This window comes from Leuconostoc aquikimchii, from assembly GCF_040838325.1.
GTDB classification, from domain to species: domain Bacteria; phylum Bacillota; class Bacilli; order Lactobacillales; family Lactobacillaceae; genus Leuconostoc; species Leuconostoc aquikimchii.
Genome location: NZ_JBFPER010000001.1, coordinates 947346 through 972799, shown reverse-complemented (window position 1 = coordinate 972799; position 25454 = coordinate 947346). Strand labels below are relative to the sequence as shown.

Here is a 25454-nt window from a genome sequence, read left to right as displayed (position 1 = left end):
TAAACGCATCACACTGTAGTTAGTATGCCATGAAATTATTGAGAGTGACTAATGACCTAAAGTCCAGCCACCGTCAATTGGTACAACGACACCATTGATATAATCTGCCTGTGGGCTTGTTAAATATAGCGTTAAATCAGCGACTTCTTGTGCACTGGCCCAACGTTTTGCCGGTGTTTGAGAGGCAACTTTTTTGGCCATTTTCCCATCACCAACAAAATCTGCCGCATTCATCGGTGTATTAATCGCACCAGGCGCAATGGCATTCGTATGTAGTCCTTGGGCCGTATAATCATATGCCAATTGTTTCGTGTAACCAATAATAGCATGTTTGCTTGCAGTGTAGGCTGCACCACCGCCACCAGCTGAAAAACCAGCAATTGAGGCCATATTAATAATATGACCATAACCACGTGCCAACATACTTGGCAACACAGCATTACTTAAGATAAACATCGGTGTGAGATTCGTGTTCAACACTGATTGCCAGTCAGATAATGAAGTGTCTAATGATGGTTGATAATGATCTAAAATGCCAGCCGTATTCAATAACACATCAAAATCAACCGTCTCTATTATGTTTTTAATCAATGTTTGCAAGAGATCGTGTTCACTTAAGTCAATTTGAAAAGACTGGAGTCGCGGATGTTGTAGTGGAATTTTTTGATAATCCAATGCATAAATATGCGCACCAGCAGCCAAATATGTGGTTAATTGCGAAAAACCGATTCCTGACGCGGCACCGGTTAATAAAATATTTTTATTTGTATAGTCTTGTTCAATCATTATTTACTTAAATCAATAACCTTACTTAATGCATATATGACAACGCCACCGACAATTAATGAGGCAACTTCACCTGGTATCACACTAAAGTAATATGCCAGCCATTGGGCAATGATCCCACCATTTGAACCCGATGGAAAAGCACCATGAGCACCAATGTTAAAAGCAAAGGTAAATTCTGCAGCTAAAATCGCCATGCCTATTGTAGAAACCACAACTGAACTGATGATAATTTTGGCAATGCTACTTTTAACATGACGTGTCAAAAAATATGTTATACCAGTCATAATAACAGTGCCCATTGTACCAAAAACCCAATCAATCCAACCAAGTGGCGACACCAAGTTGGCAATAAATACGCCTAATCCTAATGCAATAATATAACGTTTATTCCAGGCTGCTAGATGATTTAACCCTTCAGACGCGCGTAATTGTACCGGTCCAAATGCAAATGGTTGAATCACAAATGTGATTACAGCATAAACAGCTGCAATGACTGCAATCATGGTTATATTTTGTGTTTGACTAATGGGGGTGTTAGATTTAGCTAGATTTCTTTGCATACTAAAAATCTCCTAGTTTTTTATAAGCGGGATGGTTGATGAACCGCTAATAATTAGCTTACCATAGGCCCACAAAAAAAGCCACATGTCCTGTGGCTTTAAAAAATTAGCGTGTTAATTGTTCCCATCATCCATAAAATCTTTCAATTGCTTAGAACGACTAGGATGGCGTAACTTACGCAAAGCTTTGGCCTCGATTTGGCGTATACGTTCCCTTGTAACACCGAATACACGACCTACCTCTTCCAATGTGCGGGTGCGACCATCCTCTAATCCAAAACGTAAACGCAAAACATTTTCTTCACGATCAGTTAAAGTCTCTAGCACAGATTCAAGTTGTTCACGTAACATTTCATACGCCGCTGAATCAGCTGGTGACACTGCTTCATTGTCCTCAATGAAGTCACCTAAATGTGAGTCATCTTCTTCGCCAATAGGCGTTTCAAGTGACACAGGTTCTTGCGCAATTTTTAATATTTCACGGACTTTATCAGGTGTCAGATCCATTTCAGCCCCAATTTCTTCAGGTAAGGGTTCACGACCCAAATCCTGAAGCAACTGACGTTGAATACGAATTAATTTATTAATTGTTTCAACCATATGAACAGGAATTCGAATCGTACGGGCCTGATCAGCAATAGCACGTGTAATTGCTTGACGGATCCACCATGTAGCATAGGTTGAAAATTTAAATCCCTTAGTATAATCGAATTTATCAACGGCTTTCATCAAGCCCATATTACCTTCTTGAATCAAATCCAAAAACTGCATACCACGGCCAACATACCGCTTGGCAATAGAAACCACCAAACGCAAATTAGCTTCTGCTAATTCTTGTTTCGCTTCAACATCACCATCTTCAATACGTTTAGCAATGTTAATTTCTTCGTCGCCCTTCAATAAATTAACACGACCAATTTCTTTAAGATACATGCGAACAGGGTCATTTATTTTAATGCCAGCAGGCGTCTCTTGTGCTTGATCTAACTCTTCTTTTGACGGCTTATTTTGTTTTGCCTTCAATACTTCTGGCGCTGGTTCGCCCTTTTCATCAACAATTGCTACACCAGCATCTTCTACCTTTTCCATTAACCGTTCGATATTTTCACCGTCCAAGTTAAATGGTTCTGCTAGTCGTTTTGCCAAATCTGCATAAGTAATCGCCTTCGCAGCTTTGTACTCCGCAATCAACGCCTTAACAGCTTTATCATATTCAGGATTTTTGATAATACCTGACTTTTTTGCCACTTTAGGTTTCGATGCTTTACCGGCAGCAGCAGCTTCTTCTGGTGTTTTTCCTTGTGCTAACGCTAAAAGTTCAGCCTTTTTCGCACGGCTATTATATGAAATATGTTGTTCATCTAGGTAATCCTTGATGTCTGAAATTTTACTTGAAGCTAATATAGTTGCCATTGATTATTTCTCCTAGCATAAGGGCATTTCAAAGGGGGTATAAAAATGCGCCTTTAGTTATATTTATAGTTGTGATTGTTTCTTTTTGATATTAATTAATTCTGTCATCAGCTGTAACAGTTTTGCATCATCATGCTGTTGTTTAGCTGCATCAATTAACTGCTGCAGTTGACGAATTCTTGCATCAACAGGTGCGTCATACATAATCATACGAAGATAATCATTAATAGCTTCTTTTTCAATTGCAAGCTCGCCATAAGCGCGCTCAATTGCCATAATTTTTTGATTTAGTTCTGGTTTTTGGATAAAATCCATGTATTGCGCCAAATCAAAATTTCCAGGATGCTGTGCCTGATAAATGTTTGTCAACATCATCAATAATTGATAATCTGAATGTACAAATGCAAAACCTGTCGTTTCTTTTACTTGTAACATAACCTGTGGTGATTTAATCATCGCCATAATTAGCGCTCTTTCAGCTTGCTCAACCTGTGTAATATTTTGATTAACGTTTGTTTGTCCTAAGCCACTATCATAATCTGACCCAGACACTGGCGGTTCAATCAGTGTACTATACGTTGGTTGGGAATAACTTGATTTGCTTGCCTTTTGGTCGATGCTTTGTTGTAATTGCGCTTGTAACGCTTGCTTAGAAGTACCAAATTCGTTGGCAATGCGCATCAATTGAATGTCCTGTTCAACAGGCGATGCTACTTTCAATATTTGCATCACTTCTTGCAAAAAAGCCAGATATTGGACTTGATTGCTTAAATTTTTGCCCACACGTGCGGTATTTACCAAAAACTCTACTGGTGTTTGAATATTCTGCTCTAATGCTTGCTTTAACGCTAGTAAACCTAACTGAATGCGCACCTCATCAGGGTCAAGATTATCTGGTAAATGTATGACACCAATATCAACATTTTGTGCATATTCATGAATCAAATCAATCGAACGGCGTGCAGCATTTTGTCCTGCTACATCACCATCATATACTAGCAAAATGCGTTGCGCTACACGTGCTAATTGTTTCACATGTTCACGTGTCAGCGCTGTTCCCATGGTCGCTACACCAATTGGATTTTCAGCCATATCTGCAGCAATAACATCCATAAATCCTTCGAAAATCATAACGGTGTTTGTTTGACGAATTTGATTCTTAGCGCGATCAAAATTATATAAAATTTTTCCTTTCGTAAAGAAAGGACTTTCTGGGCTGTTCATGTACTTAATACTATTATTAGCGTTGCGTGCGCGACCAGAAAAGCCAATAACTTGACCACGTTCAGTCTTAATTGGCCAAACAATACGGTCTGAAAAACGATCTCGCAACTCACCTTGATCATTCGAAATAAACAGCTCAGACGCCTGCAATACTTCTCGGGAAATATTTTGATCGTGCGCGTAACTCAATAAAGCATTATCTTCTGGAACAAACCCAATGCCAAAATTTTTGATAATATCATCAGTTAATTGACGTTTATCATGGAGGTAAGCCAGTGCTTGCTCACCAGAAGTTGTATTCAACAAGATGTGCTGATACAGCCGTTGCGCTGCCGTATGTAGTTGATAAATAGCTTGTGTTGTGCCATCAACTTGTCGTGTCACACCAGCAGAAATACTGCTATCAACGTGCATTTCCACACTTTCAGCTAACGACAAGATTGCCTCAGGATAACTCAGGCCTTCTTTTTCCATTAAAAATGAGAAAACAGAACCCGATCGACCACACGAAAAGCAATTAAACACTTGTTTGTTTTCTTCAACAAACAACGACGGGTGTCGATCGTCATGAAATGGACAAGAACCGTTCCATTGACGACCACGCTTGACAAGATCAGTGTATTGACCGATCACATCAACAATATTCACTTTTTGACGTACTTCCGCAATAAATGTTTCTGGAATTCGATTTGCCATAGACCACCTTGCAACAATAAATGTCGCAAACAAGCGTCTGCGACATTTAAATTGAACTATATTAAATTATACGTTGCACGTCGTAATTTGTCAATCCCCATAATGCTACCTAACACACTGTTATATCAACATTCTTTTTTTTCAACAACCAGATTATGTTAACTTGAAATAAAACGTCGACATGTGTTTTTTTCTTTTTTAGGCGTGTTTCTATCCAATTATGAATGATATGATAGCATCGTTTTATTTTCGTTGTTTCTCAAAATTTTTGATCGAAAATCATTATTAGCATTATGACACATTTAATCATTTTTATGCCTTATTTAGCATTATTAATTAATTCTCTAACCATAATTGCAAGGCATTGAAGTTTGAATTGGTAACGATAAATCTTGGTATACCTTTTTTTATGTTTGCTAAGTCATTTGTAATAATCCCGGGTTCTAACAAAAAAATACCTTGCATGCCATGCCCAGCCATATAATGAGTTAAACTCTTATTTTTACTACCATAAGGATACGCAAACACAGTTGGTTTAACCTGCATTTTTTTTTGTAGCGTTTGATACGATTTTTTATAATCAGCAATCATTCGCTGCTTTGAAATGTGACTAGTTGATAGAATAGGCTGATTATTTTCTTGATAATGTAATTTGTGGGTATGCAAACCAACATCAACCAATGGATTTTTTGCCAGCTGGTTCAATTGCTGCCAAGATGCCATCTGTTCCCCATCCATATTTTGACCAACCTTGCCTGTAATCACAAACATAGTGTACGGTATTTTTTTATCATTCATAACTGGTGCCACGTTACGTGGTAATGTTGTATCAATATCATCAAATGTTACGACAACGTGTTTTCCCTTAATGTCATTGTCTTGTACTTTTTTAAGAAACGTCGTCATCGACCATACGCTGCTGTTTTTTTTCAACCATGCCATCTGTTTGACAAATTCTGGTTCATTCACATTATATTCATGTAATTGTGGATTTTGTGATACCTTTTGTGCGACTGACGTCGTGACACTATTTTTAAGAATACGATGATAAGCTAGAATAATGACACCATCAGTAACGGCTTTATTATTGGCTGCAAAATCCTTATACGTATAATCCACATGCTGTCTTTGCCTTTTTTGAAATCCTATTTGCTCGCATGATAACCAGATTAGTGCCACAAAACAGGTCATCATCAAAAAAATAATAAAAATTAATATTTTCCGTTGTTTTTTAAGCATGGTCTGTCCTTTTTTTGGCAAGTACGCCCATCAGTGTTGGCAAAATGATTAAAGTCACACAAATCATAAGCACATGTATCCCCTGATTCATGCCCGCCATATTTACACCTAAAAGCAATTGCAAAACAACGATGCCATCGGAATAAATACGGCATTGCGTTGCTAAACACAATAACATAATCCCTATAATCAGTCCCCAAGAAAATAATGTTGCGAGACATGAAAAAAAATCTCCTAGTGCGTTTTTTCGTCTAATAATGTTGTACATTTTAAAATTACCTGCCTCTATCCGGACTAGTCCATTTACCATTTGAATTTTTACTAAATATCACAACAAATTGAGAAATAATTGCTGTCATCAATGCTGTTGACCAATAAAAAATGCTATAGAATGGTAATTCAAATAAATCACGCTTACTTAAATGAGATTGTTTTTCGTCTTGGCGTATGCCTTGTATAAACATGATTATAAATAATAAGACGTACAAAAAAATAATAACACCTGGTAACGAAAAAGTTCTTGTAGCAAAGGAAGTGATTATAAATGACGTCATAGTCATCACATAAAACCAGGCCCAAATATGACTAAAACACATATCAAGTAATAATAATGTTTGAGCAGAAAATCCTTGTTTCCACGACCAACTGATGTTTTTCAATAGCACCTCTAATCCACCGACAGACCAACGTATTCTCTGTTTGAAGAAGCCTTTCAATGTTTCAGGCACTAGTATATAAACCAATGCTTTAGGATTATAATGCACGTGCCAATTATTTTTCTTAAGTCGCCAAGTAATATCAATGTCCTCGGTTATTGCCGCACTATCAAAGCCCCCAACGTCACGTAAAGCATCCGTTCGATATAGAGAAATGACGCCAGCAACTGTCATAATGCCGCCATACAAACTATCCTGAGCTCTTTTAATTCGGTCTATGATGACGACATATTCTAGTGCTTGTAATCGACCTAACAACGTTGTGCGATTACGAACGATTGGTTTACCAGTAACAGCACCAATATGGTCATTGGTAACCCTTGCTAACAACTGTTGAATACTATCCGGCGCCAAAGTCGCATCAGCGTCAGTTGCCAAAACAAAATCAGCATGAATGACTTTAATCGCTTCATTCAAGGCTGCCGCTTTTCCCAAATTTTTGGGTAGCTGTATGAGTCGCATTTTAATAGTCGGATGCGCTGTCATCCAACGCATAACGATAGTGACTGATTCATCTTCACTTTTATCATCAACAATGACAACATCAAAATTTTCATATGTCAAACAACTCAGAGAATTTAATGCCATACTAATCGTGTATTCTTCATTAAACATGGCTAATAAAACTGTCACTTTCACTTGAGAATCATCTTTTATCATAGCGCGATTAGTCATCAGTCCTGAAACCCATGATCCCATGATCCAGACTATAGTCATAATTATCGGATAATATGCTGTATAAAGTTGAACGACATTAAAAAAGGAAACCATTAAACCCTCCTACTGGATCTAGAAAATTTTTTTATAATATATGCGACAATAATAGCAAGTATTGTGGCTATTAGAAACGACAACGTGACCACGAGTGGTCCAAAAAGAAGACGGTGTTGCACATCTGGCACAAGTATTTTAAACTGATTATAAATGATGCTGTCGCTAAGATCTGAAAAAAGATATATGGTCAATGTCATACTTGAAATTTTAGTTAAAAGTCGATAATTACCGACTGTCTTCTTTTTAAACGGTAGTCGTAGTAATAGGACAAAAATTAGAATAGCCATTATCATCGGCTGATAACCCATATAATCATTTTCATTTGTCCAGGCGAATATTTTGTGATAGTTAGCCAATAATGTCAATGCTGATAAGACTAAGAATGTCATAGCAGAAGACAGCCATACAAATCGTGTGCTTAATTTTTGATATTTTTCAGGATACGTTTTTAAATATAATCCTATGTAGTAATAACCGACAGGATATGCGCCAGTCCACCAATCAGATATAATTTTCCCACCTGAATTAAATAGAGAGGGTAAAAATAAAAGTATGACGGCAACCGATACAATATAGTTGTGATATTGCGGTTCTGACAGGTTATGCCACGCAGCATTTAAAATTGGTATGATAAGATATAATCCAATGTACATTTCAACGTACCATGAATAACTGTTCGTTGAAAAATCGAGTAACCCATATAAAGCATCCTTAAACGACATGATATGGTTTAAAAATATGATTTGTCCTAACCAATCGATTAATGATACGACAACATACACAATTAATATTTTAAACAAGCGGGCAACGTATTCTGAACTCAGTTTTTTTTCACCCATTAAATAACCTGTTGTCATAATAAACAATGGCACCGCCGTAATAAAAGTTAAACGTAGTAGTGTATATAAACATGCTAACCATGAATCAATTTGAATGTCATAAAAACCTGAATTTAATAAAAAATGAACAGCCACAACGGAAAAAACAGCAAATACCTTAATGCAATCAATTTGATAATAACGCATCACCTTAAAACTCCTTTAAAAATAGTCTGGTGCGTGGCGCTTACAGGCCGTGCACCAGACCATCTTACCTGCAAATACTGTATATAATTTTTTCTGTTTTTCTAAAAAATATAAAAACAGAAAAAAATAATTGTTTGACACTTTCAATAGCACTGAATTAAAAAAACGCAATCAGGAATTTATCCTGACTGCGTCATATGAAAAATCTGACTATGTCATCTATTTGTAAATGTCGTAAATGCTGATAATGTGACTAAAACACGCGTAAAATCAGTTATATTGCTATCTATAGGACTGGGTTGTGTGCTTTTCAAAGCAATATTCTTCTGAAATACAACGTCATCACCATCCCTCTTATTCGAATAAAACGTTTGAGCAACACAATGTTGCATGCGTGATGACGTGTCATGATTCAAATAAACCAAATCAGTTGTAGGAACCTTGTTATTATTTGGCCTGTCAACAGTCTTCTGAGAATCATTTTTCACTTCTTTTGCGTCACTTTTTACGTGATCCTGTGCCATCGATGGGCCGTTGCTTGCTTTTAAACTGTCTTTTTTATGCGATACGCTGGCTTTGGCCTTCGCAGATTGTATATGATCATGAGTTATCTTTGGTGCTTCTTTCACTGTTACTATTGGTTTTTTAACTAAAGTGATTTCAAAATACCAAATAGGGGTATTATTTTTAGGGATTAGAAATTCTCCCAACCATTCGGAGTGGCTAACTTGATAATCTTTCAAAACTTTGAGAACTAAATTAGGTGAATAACTTATTTTTTCATCACTACTGCCAGATAAAATATCCTTTCTCAACACATTATTATGATACTTGTATGTTATAACAACATCATGCTTTATCGGTTTATAGTAATAATCGACAGCTTCATTTGTTTCAGAAATAAGACCAACACTATTTTTAGGGGTACTAATGACCTGATATCCTGGTATATCTTTTGGTTGGCTAACATATTGCGCATTAATATTTCCAGAAACTTCGGTTGAAGGACTTAGTTTGTTCTTTTTTTCATCAAAATAATTAATAGTTACTTTTGATGTAAAAGGATGAAAATCAGTTTGACGAACAATGACTTGCTGCAAATTATGATTATGTCCCGTTGCTGCTGAAATAACAAGTACCATTGGTTGGTCAAATGCTTGTGTTCGGTTCAATTGATATTGCCAATTCTGGTTATCATATATCACGTTTACCAAATCAGTATTTTTATCATACGCAAAAGTTAAGGGTTGAAAAACATGCGCTTTAGGCACCGTAATTTTTGTTGCTTCTTGGCCAAGCGTTTTAATCACGCCATTTTCAGACGACTCAAAAAAAGCCCCAAACGCTTCCCCATCACCTTGTGCCTGTCCAAATTGGCCAGGATCGGCATCAAATTTGCCTATCTCACCATATCTATTGAAATAAGTGTCAACTTTAAATCCGAATACATTGGGTATACCACCAAGCGCCAACGCACCACCATCTGCTTTTGTAATCTCACTAATTTTTTTTAGTGGCACAAAACTAATCGCAATGCCGTCCCCGCCACCTATCTGTTGCTTTTTATTGCCAATGTTGACCAATAAATCCAAGGCGATACTTTTTGAAAAATCGATAGGCGTGTTCAGAAATGCTGTGCCAGACTGATGATTTTTATCATCAGTCAAAGTAAAAGTATTGTTTTGTAATCTAGCAGAACCATTAAGTTCAAAATGATCAAGATCATTATTACCATTGCTTTGATTGTTAAGTATACAACTTTCAGCTTTAATATTTTGACAATTAAATAGGCTAGATGCTGGGGAGAAAAGCATCGCAATAGTCGTTGCGTAGATTAAATTTTTCTTTTTAAAATATTTTTTTGCCATTTTGTTTTATGCTAATAATTAATTCGCCTAATGCTTTCCAGTCACTTATAATTGGTGGCTTTTTCCATATAACTTGCTCACCTGTCACATCATCATTTATTGTATCTGACAAATATATATCAGCGTTTTTAGCATTCTTAATAAAAGAAACACTCGCATGATTAATATGATTTTTGAGCATCGAGCTTATCATTTCATTGGTTAATTCTGTTGCAGAAAAACTAACATTTATTTTTACGGCATCAACTTTGGCAATTGTAATTTCTTCATACATGATACTAATAATGTTAAAAAGGTAGAAATTGAGATATTTACTAGGAATCAATTCACCATTCTTATTTATTTGTTCAACAAGCGTTTCCGAAAAATACACAACTGACGGAAATATATCCCTAAAGTATGAAATTGCTACTTGCCCCTCTAAAGAAAATACCCACTGGCTTTTCATACTAAAACGTTGTGTGTAGCGTGCAATGTTCATGCTGAGTTCTTCAATTGTTTCAACATCAAAAGTAGTAAAAAAAGATGAAACTAATGGATAAATTATTTTATGAATTTGATTCATATCTTTTTGATTTGCATATGAATAATGATCACTTTTATTTAAAAAGTCAAAGGAATCAAGCATGTTTAGTAAGACAATGAGATAATTCGATTCTGAATTGCCAATCAACGATAGGATTGTCTTAGGAAGACACTGTGTTGTTTGGATTGATAATTTTGTTTGGTTCTTCATGTTATCAAACAAAGTATCCCCATTATTAATGATTTCAGACACACAAATTTCTATTAATAGTTTTTCATGCTGATATCGACGTTTATCTATCAATTTTTTTTCGATTAAAAATTTAAAAATTTCGTCGCTAACCCGATGCACAAGCCTACTAAATTCTGGCACTGAGTCAAAGTATGTAAAACTTGCATATACGAATTGTATATAAGTAAAACTACTATCATCTTCAACCAAACTAATTAATTGATTTCTTTGAGCAAAAAAATAGGATGCACTCCAACCATATTCTGCTTGCATCACAGTGTACTTTGGAAAATCACCTATTATAATTCTTTGTTCTAAGATAATTTTTAAGGGAGATAGTGAGAAATAATACTTCGCAATTTTGTAAAGGTGATAACGTGTCATACGGTATTGTTGATACACCATACCTTTTTCAATAAACAACCATTCAAAACATAATTGATTGCGGAGATCAACATTTAAAGAATCTATGGTTTCTTTCAGCATGTAATCAGATATTGAAAATTCGATTTCTAAATGCCGCATGTCATATGAATTAAAATCATTTTCTAAAATATAATTAATTAACTCGATTTTCAACGCATCATTTTTATTCAGAAATAAATTCAAATTTTGCATACTTGTCTCTCTTATATTTAATTTGCTAACCTCATCGATTTTAACATACATCAACAAAATCAAACATTAATATATAGTGACTATTTTTTCGCTATCAAGTAAATATATGCGATAAAATGTCAGTTATATGTCAATCCTTTATCTCGAAAATATATAAAATTAAAAATAATGCATCATGTCGATTAGAGAAACGTATGTCACATAACTAATATTGCTCATCAATTTTGTTTTTTTGCTGTTCTCGCAGTCGTTTGGCAACGCGTCGATAAGACGGAATCATGACAATTAGTGAACCACTCCATGCCAGTACATTGGCCAAGCTAGCACCAAAAAAGCCAAATGGACCGACCAAAGTAATTGCAGCCACCGTACGCATTAACAATTCAGCAATACCTGCAAAAGTTGGTGTTTTGGAATCATTTAGTCCTTGCAACACGTACCGAATAATGAATAACGCTGATAAAATATAATAAAAAGCACCATTAGCCCAGAAATATTGTTGCGCTAAATCAAGCACACGATGCTGATCTGATCCCACAAACAACATGACCGCAAAATCACCAAAGGCGATTTCTAAAATTCCCATGAACAGGCCAAATCCCATGCTCATGATTAGCGCCTGTTTCACCCCAACAAGAATGCGTTCATATTGTTGGGCACCATAATTTTGGGCAGCAAACGTTGCCATTGTAATCCCAAATGACATTAATGGTAGCGTGGCAACTTGATCAATACGTTGCGCAGCCGTCGTTGCGGCCACTGCATCTGTCCCTAATGTGTTAAGCGCGCCTTGCAAAACTAACGCGCCAATAGCAATTATTGAGCTTTGAAAGCCCATGGGCAATCCAGCACGCAAGTGAATTCTAATATCTGCCGCATCCCATTTCAAATCAGAACGGTTCACTTGCAATAAAGGGGAAAACCGATAAATATGCCAAAAACTCAATATACTTGATACAAGCTGTGCGATAACGGTTGCAATAGCAGCACCAGCAACGCCATAATTCAGCCCGATAATAAACCATAATTCAAGTAGAATGTTCACGATCATACCAACAATAAGGTAGACTAATGGCGATCGCGAATCTCCGATGGCGCGCAGCGAATTAGCTGTGACATTATACCCCATGGTGGCAAAAAGTCCTGCTAAGATAATAGCAATAAAAATAAACGCTTGATCAAAAATTTCCGCAGGTGTCTGCATAATTTTCAATAATGGATAAACCGCTAGTAAACTAAGAATCGTGACAACAATTGTTGTTAATGTTGATACAATTAACGTTGAGGCCATACTTTTACGCACGCCAGCAATATCACGAGCACCATAACGTTGTGCCGTAATGATAGATAAACCAGCCGTAAAACCTTGCACAAAGCCCAAAATTAAAAACATAATGGAACCAGTTGCACCAACAGCCGCCAAAGATTTAACCCCTAATGTTTGTCCAACAATAACGGTATCAGAAAAATTATAAAGTTGCTGAAATAGATTACCAACAACCAACGGTATGGTAAAAAATAAAATTTGCTTAGCTGGTGAACCTTGAGTTAAGTCTCGCATAATTAATCACATCTCCAAAATAAGTCGTCATAAACTAAATACTTATTTTACCGGAATAACATCTATTTGACTAGTACTTGGCTTAATTTTTTATTAAACCACCGTTATTAAATCATTTTTTGTTTTAGTCGTTTAACATCAAAAAACTTCAGTTTTCCTTGATGGCATGTCAACTGAAGTTTTTTTTACTTATAAATAGAATTAATTAGATGTGGTATTTTTTGCTATTTTTTCATACCGTTGAATGACTTGCGTGACATTTTTCTTACCAGTATAAATTGCATACCCCACAATCACTATAACTAATATACTAATCACGCATAACGCTATTCCGATACCCAAAAACCAAATGCTTTGATTTCTGAAAAAATAAATTAACAACACACCAATACCCGCTAATAATGAAAAAAGCGATTGCCAATGCTGCAAATTACGAAGCATACGCTCTTGAAATAATATTTCGTTTTGGTAGCCTTTTTCTATATTTTCAGTATTTATTGTCATTGTCCTCTCCTCACGCATGATTAACTAGTATGTCAATCCTGGATTAAAGAAGCCGACTAATACACCGATGAATGCGACAACCACCAAAATTAGCATGACTTTGATAGGAGAAATATTTTTTTTAGCCATTAACCACCAGCAAAGCACTATGAACAACGCTGTCAGCAAGCCTGGATAAACTGAATCCAGTTGGTTTTGTAACACTAAGTAAGATTTACCAGACCCATTTGTTAGCCTAAACGACGTTTTCACCGTTACCCAGGTTGCAGCAACGCCACCAACAACCATACCGCCAACTGTCGCAATCGCTTTTCTAATTGCTTTTCCCTGTGCACCGATCAAAATACCAACCGCTTTATCACCTAATTCATAGCCTTTGAAATAAGCAAATCGCATACCGAAGTAGCCGAGTAAATTCCAGACAATAATATAAAATATAGCCCCTAATGGTGAACCACCTGACGACATGCCAAGTGCAATACCTAAGATAACCGGAATTAATGTACCCACAACAAGTGAATCACCAATACCTGCAATTGGTCCCATAAGTCCAGCACGCAACCCATTGATCGTGGTATCGTCAACTTCGCCCACACCAATTCCTTGACTCGCTCGTGCCTCTTCCAAACTAGCAGTAACACCAACAATGACAGTCCCCAGTTGCGGTTCTGTATTGAAAAAAGCCGTATAGGTCTTCATTGCCTTTTCTTGATCTTCTTTACTATCATATAGTTCCTCAACGATGGGCAACATAGATGTTAAATAGCCAAATGTCTGCATATGTTCTTGTGAGAACACTGTCAAATGGCCATAAAACCAGTGATGAAAAGATTTATTTAGGGTCTTACGAGAAAGTGTCTTTTTTTCTGTATTTGCCATTTTAAATATCCTCCTCTTCCTCATCGTCAGTTATTGTGCCATTTGAACCATTCGGTATTGGCTGTCGATTGGTACTAATTGCCATATCCAACTTGTAAAAAATCATTGCAAAAATAAGTGATATGACAGTGACTGAAACTAAGTTTAATTTTAGTGAAGCCGCAAATGTAAATCCAACAAAGAACGGTATAAAATCAATTGGGCCTTCAACGATTTGCTTCAACAAAATGGCAATACCAACACAGGGTAGTAAGGCACCCACAGTAAATAATGTTTTCATTGGTAACCCATCCATAGGCAGCGCTGTCCTAAGTGCATGAACAGCACTCGAACCAAAATGCGTCATTAAGACTGTTGGAATAAAAGAGAAGAACAAATGCGAAATCCAAGGATAACCCCAATCAACTGCGTACAATTTTTTAAAATCACCTTTTTCAACCGCACGCCAACCTATATGTTGCCAAACCAAATTCATCGTTGCAGTACCATAGAACAATACTGTCCCAACAGTGCCAACCAATGTCCCCATTGACTTGGCTAAATCTGCGGCATTAGCAGATGTTGCCGCTAAACCTTGCGAGTGAATAGCCACCATAGCAAGCGGTATCCCAATATATGATACCGCGCGCAAGTCGGCTGAAACCGTACCACCTGGCGTTACTAATGCAATGTATACTAACTGCATGGCTACGCCAGCAGCAATACCTGTTTTCAGATCTCCCAGAACAAGGCCACAGACTAAACCACCAACTAACGGGCGTCCTAACGTATAATTACCAATCGTAGATCCTGCCATACCTGGCATAGAGGACAAACTGGCAAATATGCCTAAGATACTCGCTTGTATCCAACTAATTGTCATCTCTCTCACCTCTTTTATATAAAATTACAAATCAAATTTTCCCTTGAAATCATTCCAATAACCAATTGACACATCCGGTAATAATTGGAATTTAACTTGATAACCTTGCGCTTGAATAGCTTCGAAAGCTACTGCCTCTTCAGGAAGAATAGATTGATTATTTCCTAGTTTAACCGCATGAGGTCGATCATTAGCCGGTCCAACAATAACTTTTTTAACATCTCCTGGTACAAATCCAAAGTCAACAAGAATTGTTTTCATATCCTGCGGTGTTTTAGTGATCAGAAAATATTGTCGCTTAGATGCCAAAACTTGCGCTTCTTTTTCCTTAAAATGTGCCAACGTCCAAACAAACGTCTTTTTTTCAGAAGCACTTATAAAAGCCTCTTTTAGAACTGGATTCGATGCTGCCGCATCATTTACCGCGATTAACCCGTCACATGGATATTCTTTCGCCCAACGTGTGACTGTCTGCCCGTGAATAATTCTATCATCAATACGTACAAATGAAATGCTCATAATCTGCTCTCCCTTTTAAATATCTTCATCATTTTCATCTGATTTTTCAACTAATGAAAACTGTTGCACTGCTGATACAGCTTCTTTCATCACAGCTGCTACGAATTCCTGTTGTTTGAGGCTATCTTTTAGAATTGCCGCATTCAATGCCATTGGAAAATTCATCCCGCCCAAGACAACTGCTTTTTCTAATATACCTTCTTGGTACAAAACATTGGTTATGGTAGTTAGCGGACTACCGCCAATAATGTCTCCTAGTACAATAAGTTTCGCATCAGGCTGCAATTCAGACATGAGCTTTTTAAAACGTGCCGCCAAAATGTGTGTGTCTTCGCCCGGTTGAAGTCCTATTGCGTGTACTGAAGCCATATTCTCGCCAATAAACATACCAAGCGCATCTCTCAGCCCTTCTGAAAATCTGCCATGACTGACTAAAATAAGTTCATTCATTTTTTCCTCCCTTTTTAACACAATTCGCAACATTTTTACGTAAGCGCTTACATAACTTTAATTATTATTTTACGCTTTTATTTAATAAAAAACAATAACGTGCCTCAAATAATGTCTAACACCTTAACCACAGTAAAAAAAGCTTCGTGCCTCTAAGAAAACCCGCCAAGTCTGTTAGAAAAAATCTAACAAACTTGGCGGGTTTTTCTTCACAACTAAGCTTTGTTAACAATAATTGATCTATTGATTACTGACGACAAATCAACCTATTTTACTACGCTGTTACGCCATTTTTATCTGTTTTTGGCGTCGTACCGTCTGATAATGTTTTTTCCGTTGGCTTATCCCATGACACAAAGTCACAATCTGGATAACGAGAACACCCATAAAATGTGCGTTGCCGTTTCGTTTTACGTTCAACAATTTGCCCTTTGTGGCATTTTGGACATAACAGCCCAATCTCTTTAATAATTGTTTGTGTGTTACGACAATCTGGGAATCGTGAGCAAGCATAGAACTTACCATAACGGCCCATCTTGACAATCATTGGTGCACCGCAAACTTCGCAATTCATACCGGCAAGTTCGTCATGCATAATGACTTTTTCTAACGTAGCTTCTGCTTGTTCAACCTCTTTTGAAAACGGCTTAAAAAACGAATCAATGACCGGTACCCAGTGCTTATCACCTATTTCCACTTCATCTAGTTCACGTTCTATGCTAGCTGTAAAATGTGTATCTGTAATATCTGGAAAGCTCTCTTCAACAATTGTTTGTACAATTTCACCTAACTCAGTGGGGACAAATTTACGCGCATCAATTCTAACATAGTTTCGTCGTTGGATTGTATCCAATGTTGGTGCATAAGTTGACGGTCGACCCACACCATTTTCTTCCAAAGCTTTAATTAATGCCGCTTCAGAGTAACGTGCAGGTGGTAATGTGAAGTGTTGCTCTGGATTAGTATTAATTAACTTGACTTTATCCCCTTCGGACAAATCTGGTAGGGCGTTATCTTTTTCTTTGGCTGCTGGATATGCTTTAGTAAAGCCTTGAAATTTAGTTTTAGAACCGTTCGCTCGGAAAATAACATCATTTTGTTCAATGGTCACTGCCATAGTGTCCAAAATTTCAGGCGTCATTTGACTGGCCACAAAACGCGACCAGATAAGCGAATAGAGTTTAAATTGATCCGGGGTTAACTTATCCTTTATACTTTCAGGCGTTCTTGCGACATCAGTCGGACGAACAGCTTCGTGCGCATCTTGCGCGCCTTCTGGCAATTTACCTTGAATCGGTTTATGTTGAGAATATTCTTCTCCCCAAGTATCATGAATATATAACGCTGCTGCATTACGTGCAAGAGATGAAATACGTGTTGAATCTGTACGCATATAGGTAATCAAACCAATTTGACCAATGCCACGGCCTAAATTAACCCCTTCATACAATTGTTGGGCAGCCATCATCGTTTTACGCGTCCGAAAATTTAACTGTGTATTAGCAGTTTGTTGCATCGTCGATGTTGTAAAAGGTTGTTGTGGATTACGTTTTCGCTCCTTTGCTTCAACTTTGATAATATTAAAATCAGCCGCTTGATCAATCCGCTTGAATACATTTTGCACACTGTCATTATCCGGTAAAGGTTGTTTTTTGCCATCAAAGCCATAAAATGACGACTTAAACTTTGAACGTGATTTCTTAAATTCAGAATCTAATGTCCAATATTCCTCTGGTTCAAATGCTTGAATTTTTCGTTCACGCGCTATAATCAACCCCAATGCAACTGATTGTACACGTCCCGCAGATAACCCACGTTTGACCGTTTTCCATAAAATTGGTGAAATTGAATACCCGACTAAGCGGTCCAAAATACGGCGCGCTTGTTGTGCATCAACCAGATCTTGATTAATCTTACGCGGGGTTTTTAAAGCATTTTTTATCGTATCTTTCGTAATTTCATTAAACACTACGCGATTAGGCTCTTCAGGATCCAAATCTAAAATATGTTGTAAGTGCCAAGCAATGGCTTCTCCTTCACGATCCGGATCGCTAGCAAGATAGACTTTTTTTGCTGCTTTTGCCTCTTTACGCAATCCTTTAATAACATCCCCTTTACCGCGGATGTTAATATATTTTGGATCGTAATCATGTTCAACATCAACGCCCAACGTTGACTTTGGCAAATCACGGATATGCCCTAAACTTGCAACAACCTTATAGGAGCTTCCAAGATATTTCTCGATTGTTTTTGCCTTCGACGGGCTTTCAACAATAACAAGATTTTTCTTAGCCTTAGCTCGCTTACGTTTTGCTGGTTTCTTTGTAACTGATTTTGTTGTTTTATTTTTTGTCTCAACCATTAGAATATGCCTTATAATTTACTTCTTAGTATATAGCATATCAGATTATATCAAGTATTTGGATACTTTCTATAATATCTTGTGGTTTTGTCACTAATTTTGCCCCAAGACTGAGCAATTCATTCGTACCTTGTGATTCTTCTGAAAAAATAGAACCTGGTACCGATAGCACCTCACGATTATTTTGTAAAGCGATGTTAGCTGTAATTAAGCTACCTGATTTTATTTTCGCTTCAATGACTAAGGTGGCTGAAGATAATCCAGCAATGATACGATTTCTTGCAGGAAAGTGAGATCGTTGTGGACCCACACCAGGTGCGTACTCACTTATTATTAATCCTTGTTGTCCAATCTGCTTTTGCAAGGATGCATTGCGTTTCGGATAAGCTATATCTGTCCCTGTCCCAATCACAGCTATTGGGACACCGCTAGTAGCAAAGGTTATTTGGTGAGCCATGACATCTATTCCCTGTGCCAAACCTGAAACTATCGCTGCGCCCGATTGAATGACGGGTGGTAACAATTGACGTAAACTTTTCAAGCCATAAGCTGTCGCTGAACGTGTCCCAACAACTGACAAACTCGGTAAATTTAAGGCAGCTAATTGCCCTTCATAAAACAAGACAAGTGGTGGTTCAAAGATTTCTCGTAACCGCTGGGGATAAATTTGATCATAGTAGGTGATATAGTGTGCTTTGAAATTACTCGCACGTTGCAAGGCATGCACATAGGTCGCACGAATACTATCATGATAGCTATGGTTGGTTATCTGCAATATTAAGTCTAACGGCCAAGGATAAATTATGGGTAACAAATTATCATTAATCGCGCCAATAATACGTGCCTCTGTCGTCATGCCGATGCCTTGTGTTAAATGAATAGCCAGTAATTGCTGTTTTAAGTTCATATCGTTTCCCTCAGAAAATGATACGGTGTCGCAGTCTTATTGTCACAAAAAAGTTGACCCAACATTAACCAGAACTACAACAATTACCTATGTGTTCACCTATTAAATTAGACCTAACCTTCTACAATTTCACTTAAGTATTCCCAACGCGTCATTTTGCCATCAAGTACCGTTTCAAGTTGATCTAATTCCTTTTGCAAATCACCAAGTTTAACATAGTCTGTCCCATTTTTTGCCATGTCATCTGGTATGTCGCCCAATCTACTTTCCAACTTTGCGATATCATCTTCAATAGTGGCCCATTCTTTTTTCTCATTATAAGTCAATTTTTTCTTTTGTATCGTCACTGGTTTGGACTTTTCAACAGAATTTTTTTCTGATGTCACTGGTCGATCGTCCGCATGTTGTGCCAGATACTGACTAAATAAGCCATCATAACGTTCAACCACACCATTTCCTTGGAACATGTATAACTGATTGGCAACTTTATCTAAAAAGTAACGGTCATGCGAGACAGTAATAACCGCCCCAGAAAATCCTGACAAAAAGTCCTCTAAGACAGTTAACGTACCAATATCTAAATCATTTGTTGGTTCATCTAATAACAAGACATTTGGCTGTTGTAACAATAGTTTTAGGAGATATAATCGGCGCTTTTCACCACCAGACAACTTACGTATCAATGTACCATGCATGAACGGTGGGAACAAAAATTGCTCTAACAGCTCAGAAACACTCACCTGATTACCATGTTTATCTGTCACCGATTCAGCAACATCTGATAAATAAGCAATGACGCGCTTGTCATCCGGTATGTCTTCTGTACTTTGCGTATAATAGGCCATTTTGACCGTTTCACCTAATTCAATGACACCACTTGTTACTGGTAAGCGACCCGCAATTGCATTTAAAAAGGTGGACTTTCCGGCACCATTCTCACCGGTGATTCCGATACGATCCCCAGCTGCGATACGTAAATTGAAATTTTTAAAAATCACTTTATCATCGAACTTAATACTGGCATCTTCAATAACAATTACTTTTTTACCTAAACGTTGCTGACCTAAATTCACAGCAACATCATCGTCTAATTTCAAATTATCCATTTGTGACGCTAATTCAGAAAAAGCATTTTCACGTGCTGTTTGTTTCGTTGTACGCGCACGTGCTGACTTACGCATCCAGGCCAACTCTTGCTTATAAAGCTGTTGTTGCTTGTGGTCAGCCACCTTACTTTGCTCAACACGTTGCGATTTACCAATCATATAGTCTTGATAATTGCCTTTATACTCATAAAGGTCACCAAATGACAACTCAAAAATGCGCGTGGTCACCGCATCCAAAAAGTAGCGATCATGTGTTACTGCTAATACAGCACCTTTGTAATTGGTAAGATATTTTTCTAACCACGCAATTGAATCAAAATCTAAATGGTTCGTTGGTTCATCTAAAATCAATAAATCAGGTGCTTCAATTAATATTTGTGCTAACCCGACACGTTTCCGCTGGCCACCCGATAGTTCACTAATTTGACGTTGTAAATCAGGCATATGTAACTGTGTTAAAATCGATTTGATTTGCGCTTCTGTTGTCCATGCCTCGTCGCGATCCATGGCATTTTGTGCATCTTCAAACTTTTGTGCGATACTACTATTCGTCGGCTGCTCACCAAATTGTTGCAATGCATATTGATACTGTCGAATCGTTTTAAAAACAGGTTGATCGCCTGATAAAATCGCATCCATGACTAAGGCATTATCATCTAATTCTGGATTTTGTGTTAAATACCCAATGGTATAATCATTTTGTTTGAATATTTTACCCGAATCTGCCAAATTGACACCAGAAATAGCATTGAGCAAGGATGTTTTCCCTGATCCATTGACACCAATCAGACCAATACGGTCACCTTCTGTAATTAAAAATGAGATATCGTTAAACAACAACTTCTCGCCATATGTACTTTTTAAATTGTCTACTCTAAATTGTTTCATATTATTATTATACCCAACATTCGACCTTTTTATCGTGTTATTTTTTTGTTATACTTAGATAAACATTTCACGAGGAAATTACATAAGTCACAGGAGACCAATTATGCAACTAACTGCCAACATTCAAAATTACCATTTTAATCATATTTTACTCAATGCTGCTGGTGTCATGTGTCAAACAACGACAGAACTTGATACCGTCTTAACCTCTAAATATACTGGCTCTGTTGTCACTAAATCTGCCACACCGGCAGTACGTCCTGGTAATCCCTCACCACGTTACTATGAATTGAATCATGGCTTAGGCACTATTAACTCAATGGGCTTGCCAAATGAAGGGTTTGACTATTACATGAACTATGTCTCAGCCAAGAAAACTGATAAGCCAATTTTCTTTTCAATTGCTGGCTTATCTAAGCAAGAAAACATCGATATGTTACATCAACTACAAGACGCCGACTTTGACGGTCTCATTGAATTAAATTTGTCATGCCCAAATGTCCCTGGTAAACCGCAAACCGGTTATGATTTTGAAGCCACAGAACAAATATTAACTGAGGCCTTTGCTTTCTTTACAAAGCCTTTAGGTGTTAAATTACCACCTTATTTTGATATTGTTCATTTTGACGATATTGCTGCTGTCCTAAATAAATTCCCCTTAGCTTTTGTTAACACCATTAATTCTATTGGTAATGGCTTAGTCATTGATGAGAACACAGATACGGTCGTTATTAAACCTAAAGCCGGTTTTGGTGGCATTGGTGGCACATTAGTCAAAGCAACAGCATTAGCCAATGTTCGCGCACTCCGTAACAGATTAAATACAACCATTAAAATTATTGGCACTGGTGGTGTGACAACTGGCCGTGATGTATACGATCACATTTTGTGTGGTGCTGATTTAGTTGAAGTTGGCTCACAACTCGCTATTGAAGGCATCAATGTCTTTGAACGGTTAGAAACAGAATTAACCGAGATACTTACAGCAAAAGGCTATACTTCTTTAGATGACGTGCGTGGTCAATTAAAAGTCATATCATAAATCTATAAAAAAAGCGGGTGATATTTTAAAATATCACCCGCTTTTTTTAAATTATATACTGTAAAATAATAAACTTTATAATGATATTAATTTTAACGCAAGGCTTCCACGTCACGAGCAATCATTAATTCTTCGTTCGTCGGAATCAACAAGCCAGCGACAGTTGAGTCTGCCGTAGTCAAAATAGCTTCTTTGCCACGGACATTGTTTGCTGCATCATCTATTTTAACGCCAGCAAACGCCAACGACGCCAATACCTTGGCACGTGTTAGTGCATCATTTTCACCAATGCCAGCCGTGAAGATAACCGCATCGACGCGACCAAGTTCAGCAAAGTATTGCCCAGCATAACGGATAACACGATCATAGAACATATCCAGTGCTAATTTAGCATGTTTATTAGTTTCTCGAACTTCTTCCAAATCACGCATGTCACTTGAAATCGTTGATATACCTAACAAGCCAGATTTTTTGTTTAATACTGACAACATTTCTTCATTTGACAAACCTTCACGCTCTTGAATATAGTAAACTAATGATGGATCAATATCTCCAGAACGTGTCGCCATTGTCAAACCTGCTAACGGCGTGAATCCCATTGATGTATCATATGATTTACCATTTTTAATTGCAGTAACGGAAGCACCTGCACCTAAGTGGAATGAAATAGCATTGAATTTTTCAAGCGGAATGCCTAACTTTTTTGCCGCACGTTCTGTCACATATCGATGTGATGTGCCATGAGCACCGTATTTACGGGCCCCATAGCGTGCATAAAATTCATAAGGAATACTATAAAGATAATTCTTTTCGGGCATTGTTTGATGGAAAGAGGTATCAAATACCGCAACAGAAAGTGCATCCGGGAGCAATTTTTGGAAAGCACGGATACCCATAGCATTGGCAGGATTATGTAATGGTGCATAATCCGCCAAACGGTCAATTTTTGTCAAAACGTCGTCAGTCACAACAACAGAATGATTAAACCACTCACCACCGGCAACAACACGATGACCAACGCCTGTAATCTCATTAAAATCTTTAACAATACCAAGATCTGTTAACTTTTGTAGTAAGATGTCAATCGCTTGATCATGATCTTTAATTGCCATGTCGTGTTCGAATTTTTGACCACCGTTTTTTGTCAGTGTGATATGTCCCTCTTCGGCACCAATCAAACGTTTTGGCTCAATGTTTTGGCCGTACTTGATTGAAATTACAGCGTTTTCTTGTCCAATACGCTCAATAATTCCCTGCATCAATACCTTTTCTTCAGGCATCTCTAATAATTGAAATTTGAGTGATGAACTGCCGGCGTTGACCGCCATTACTTTTGACATTATGTCTACCTTTTTACCTTTTAAGTATATTCATAACATACGACGTTTGCTATGTCATAGAATTATTGTAACATTTTTTGAAAATAAAGGACACGTTGATATATGTTACAATATTTATGCATATAAAATTACTCACGCAGGTATATTAATGATTAAAAAATGGCTCTTAAGCAATTTAATCGGTGTCATAATCACTGTCTTTGTATTAACTACTACATTTGGCATGGTTTATTCACTGGTTAATAAAGATAAAATATCAACACAACCCAATAACGTACAGTTTCGTTCTGGACCTGCGCGAACATACAAATCTACGGCCGCTCTTAAGCGTGGCACTAACCTCATTATTTTGAAAAAAACTCGTGGTTGGTACAAAGTAAGACGTGCAGATAACGAAAAAATTGGTTGGGTAGCCGGTTGGGTGGCTGAATCAAAAACTTTACGTACAGCAACACCAATTAGTGAAGCTACAATTGTTTTAGACCCTGGACATGGTGGCAAGCCAGGAGAAAAATACGATGGTTTGTCAGGTGATAATGGCTCTTCATCTGTCAACGGTAAGTATTTTGAAAAAACATATACGCTACGCACAGCGCGACATATGCGCACAGCCTTGCAAAAGACTGGTGCCCGTGTATTCATGACACGTGACAAAGACGTTCTTGTGCCTTTACTACACATCCCACGCTTAGCTGAAAAATATCAAGCAGATGCACAAATTTCAATTCATTTTGATCACGCAGGTAATGAAGATGGTGCGACAACTGCAAGTGGTGTGTCACAATTCTATTATCATAAAAATAGTCATGCACTTGCTACCGCTCTTAGCGAGGCACTTAATAGTCTACCGATTAATAATCGTGGGATTGATCGTACACAATATGTTGTATTGGATCGGGTAACCCGTCCCGCGACATTGCTTGAGCTTGGTTACATCAACAATCCTGAAAACTTTAAAAAAATTCGTACGAAAAAATACCAAATGGCAGTTGCTACCTTAATTACTCACGGATTAGAAACTTACTTTAAACAGCATACGGAGATGAAATAATGGCATTATTTAAGAAAACAAAACAGGCATTTGAAGACAACATTGCTACTCAAACAACAGAGCAAGTGGAAGAACATTTGGATGGTATGATTGTCCAACCATTTGCCTATAAAAAATTATTGATTATTTATCGTATCGAAGAATATCCAAGTACGAGCAATCATATTGACAATAAAATTCTAACTTTCGACAAAAAAGAACCACTATCAGAACAGCGTTACAACGAAATTATTTCACGTTTAAAAAATGACGATAGTGACCGCATTTCTATTGTCAATATTTTACCATTAGTTGATTAACAAAA

Annotated in this window: 23 protein-coding genes and 1 riboswitch; of the genes, 3 read left to right on the top strand and 20 right to left on the bottom strand. The window is 37.3% G+C overall.

Annotated elements, in window-relative coordinates; genetic code table 11:
- Positions 1-48: 48 nt before the first annotated feature.
- From AB3K24_RS04820 to AB3K24_RS04730, 19 genes are all read right to left on the bottom strand, one after another.
- Positions 49-786 carry a 3-oxoacyl-ACP reductase gene (locus AB3K24_RS04820; protein WP_367974065.1) on the bottom strand — a complete coding sequence of 246 codons (738 nt, stop codon included), beginning with the start codon at positions 784-786 and terminating at the stop codon, positions 49-51.
- The gene (locus AB3K24_RS04815) at positions 786-1349 is read right to left on the bottom strand and encodes a QueT transporter family protein (protein ID WP_367974064.1); all 564 of its coding nucleotides are present in this window, start codon (positions 1347-1349) and stop codon (positions 786-788) included. Before AB3K24_RS04815 ends, AB3K24_RS04820 begins: the two co-directional genes overlap by 1 nt.
- Positions 1350-1355: 6 nt before the next feature.
- A riboswitch (PreQ1 riboswitch) is annotated at positions 1356-1402 on the bottom strand.
- A 61-nt stretch (positions 1403-1463) separates the two neighbouring features.
- Positions 1464-2762 carry an RNA polymerase sigma factor RpoD gene (gene rpoD / locus AB3K24_RS04810; RefSeq protein WP_367974063.1) on the bottom strand — a complete coding sequence of 433 codons (1299 nt, stop codon included), beginning with the start codon at positions 2760-2762 and terminating at the stop codon, positions 1464-1466.
- A 63-nt stretch (positions 2763-2825) separates the two neighbouring features.
- The gene (gene dnaG / locus AB3K24_RS04805; protein ID WP_367974062.1) at positions 2826-4682 is read right to left on the bottom strand and encodes a DNA primase; all 1857 of its coding nucleotides are present in this window, start codon (positions 4680-4682) and stop codon (positions 2826-2828) included.
- A gap of 336 nt (positions 4683-5018) precedes the next feature.
- Positions 5019-5921: a polysaccharide deacetylase family protein gene (locus tag AB3K24_RS04800; RefSeq protein WP_367974061.1), complete on the bottom strand. Its 903-nt coding sequence runs from the start codon at positions 5919-5921 to the stop codon at positions 5019-5021.
- The gene (locus AB3K24_RS04795) at positions 5914-6189 is read right to left on the bottom strand and encodes a hypothetical protein (RefSeq protein ID WP_367974060.1); all 276 of its coding nucleotides are present in this window, start codon (positions 6187-6189) and stop codon (positions 5914-5916) included. Before AB3K24_RS04795 ends, AB3K24_RS04800 begins: the two co-directional genes overlap by 8 nt.
- 7 nt (positions 6190-6196) lie before the next feature.
- On the bottom strand, positions 6197-7408 hold the full coding sequence (locus AB3K24_RS04790) for a glycosyltransferase (RefSeq protein ID WP_367974059.1): 1212 nt from the start codon (positions 7406-7408) through the stop codon (positions 6197-6199).
- Positions 7408-8436 (bottom strand): acyltransferase, encoded by a 1029-nt coding sequence (locus AB3K24_RS04785; RefSeq protein ID WP_367974058.1) that lies wholly within the window; start codon positions 8434-8436, stop codon positions 7408-7410. Before AB3K24_RS04785 ends, AB3K24_RS04790 begins: the two co-directional genes overlap by 1 nt.
- Before the next feature lie 215 nt (positions 8437-8651).
- Positions 8652-10304: a lectin-like domain-containing protein gene (locus AB3K24_RS04780; RefSeq protein ID WP_367974057.1), complete on the bottom strand. Its 1653-nt coding sequence runs from the start codon at positions 10302-10304 to the stop codon at positions 8652-8654.
- Entirely contained in the window at positions 10285-11679 is a 1395-nt protein-coding gene (locus AB3K24_RS04775; RefSeq protein WP_367974056.1) for a hypothetical protein, read from the bottom strand. The genes AB3K24_RS04780 and AB3K24_RS04775 overlap by 20 nt, the downstream gene beginning before the upstream one ends.
- Before the next feature lie 205 nt (positions 11680-11884).
- Complete coding sequence (locus AB3K24_RS04770) at positions 11885-13240, bottom strand: MATE family efflux transporter (RefSeq protein ID WP_367974055.1); 1356 nt, start codon at positions 13238-13240, stop codon at positions 11885-11887.
- A gap of 201 nt (positions 13241-13441) precedes the next feature.
- On the bottom strand, positions 13442-13744 hold the full coding sequence (locus tag AB3K24_RS04765; protein WP_367974054.1) for a PTS sugar transporter: 303 nt from the start codon (positions 13742-13744) through the stop codon (positions 13442-13444).
- A 24-nt stretch (positions 13745-13768) separates the two neighbouring features.
- Complete coding sequence (locus AB3K24_RS04760; RefSeq protein ID WP_367974053.1) at positions 13769-14623, bottom strand: PTS system mannose/fructose/sorbose family transporter subunit IID; 855 nt, start codon at positions 14621-14623, stop codon at positions 13769-13771.
- Position 14624: 1 nt separating this feature from the next.
- Positions 14625-15485: a PTS mannose/fructose/sorbose/N-acetylgalactosamine transporter subunit IIC gene (locus AB3K24_RS04755; protein ID WP_367974052.1), complete on the bottom strand. Its 861-nt coding sequence runs from the start codon at positions 15483-15485 to the stop codon at positions 14625-14627.
- A gap of 24 nt (positions 15486-15509) precedes the next feature.
- Complete coding sequence (locus tag AB3K24_RS04750) at positions 15510-16004, bottom strand: PTS system mannose/fructose/N-acetylgalactosamine-transporter subunit IIB (protein ID WP_367974051.1); 495 nt, start codon at positions 16002-16004, stop codon at positions 15510-15512.
- A gap of 15 nt (positions 16005-16019) precedes the next feature.
- A complete protein-coding gene (locus AB3K24_RS04745; RefSeq protein WP_367974050.1) occupies positions 16020-16454 on the bottom strand; it encodes a PTS sugar transporter subunit IIA in 435 nt (144 codons plus the stop codon).
- Positions 16455-16728: 274 nt separating this feature from the next.
- Positions 16729-18816 carry a type I DNA topoisomerase gene (topA, locus tag AB3K24_RS04740; protein WP_367974049.1) on the bottom strand — a complete coding sequence of 696 codons (2088 nt, stop codon included), beginning with the start codon at positions 18814-18816 and terminating at the stop codon, positions 16729-16731.
- A gap of 40 nt (positions 18817-18856) precedes the next feature.
- On the bottom strand, positions 18857-19723 hold the full coding sequence (gene dprA / locus AB3K24_RS04735) for a DNA-processing protein DprA (RefSeq protein ID WP_367974048.1): 867 nt from the start codon (positions 19721-19723) through the stop codon (positions 18857-18859).
- A gap of 113 nt (positions 19724-19836) precedes the next feature.
- Entirely contained in the window at positions 19837-21717 is a 1881-nt protein-coding gene (locus AB3K24_RS04730; RefSeq protein ID WP_367974047.1) for an ABC-F family ATP-binding cassette domain-containing protein, read from the bottom strand.
- Positions 21718-21820: 103 nt separating this feature from the next.
- Between AB3K24_RS04730 and AB3K24_RS04725 the strand changes: the two genes are divergently transcribed.
- Positions 21821-22759, top strand: coding sequence for a dihydroorotate oxidase (locus AB3K24_RS04725; RefSeq protein WP_367974046.1), 939 nt, complete (start codon positions 21821-21823; stop codon positions 22757-22759).
- Positions 22760-22851: 92 nt separating this feature from the next.
- Here AB3K24_RS04725 and AB3K24_RS04720 read toward each other — a convergent pair whose 3' ends face one another.
- Positions 22852-24099: an acetate/propionate family kinase gene (locus AB3K24_RS04720; protein ID WP_367974045.1), complete on the bottom strand. Its 1248-nt coding sequence runs from the start codon at positions 24097-24099 to the stop codon at positions 22852-22854.
- A 148-nt stretch (positions 24100-24247) separates the two neighbouring features.
- Between AB3K24_RS04720 and AB3K24_RS04715 the strand changes: the two genes are divergently transcribed.
- Positions 24248-25150 carry an N-acetylmuramoyl-L-alanine amidase gene (locus AB3K24_RS04715; RefSeq protein WP_367974044.1) on the top strand — a complete coding sequence of 301 codons (903 nt, stop codon included), beginning with the start codon at positions 24248-24250 and terminating at the stop codon, positions 25148-25150.
- Positions 25150-25449, top strand: a complete 300-nt coding sequence (locus tag AB3K24_RS04710) for a hypothetical protein (RefSeq protein WP_367974043.1) — start codon at positions 25150-25152, stop codon at positions 25447-25449. The genes AB3K24_RS04715 and AB3K24_RS04710 overlap by 1 nt, the downstream gene beginning before the upstream one ends.
- Positions 25450-25454: the final 5 nt, after the last annotated feature.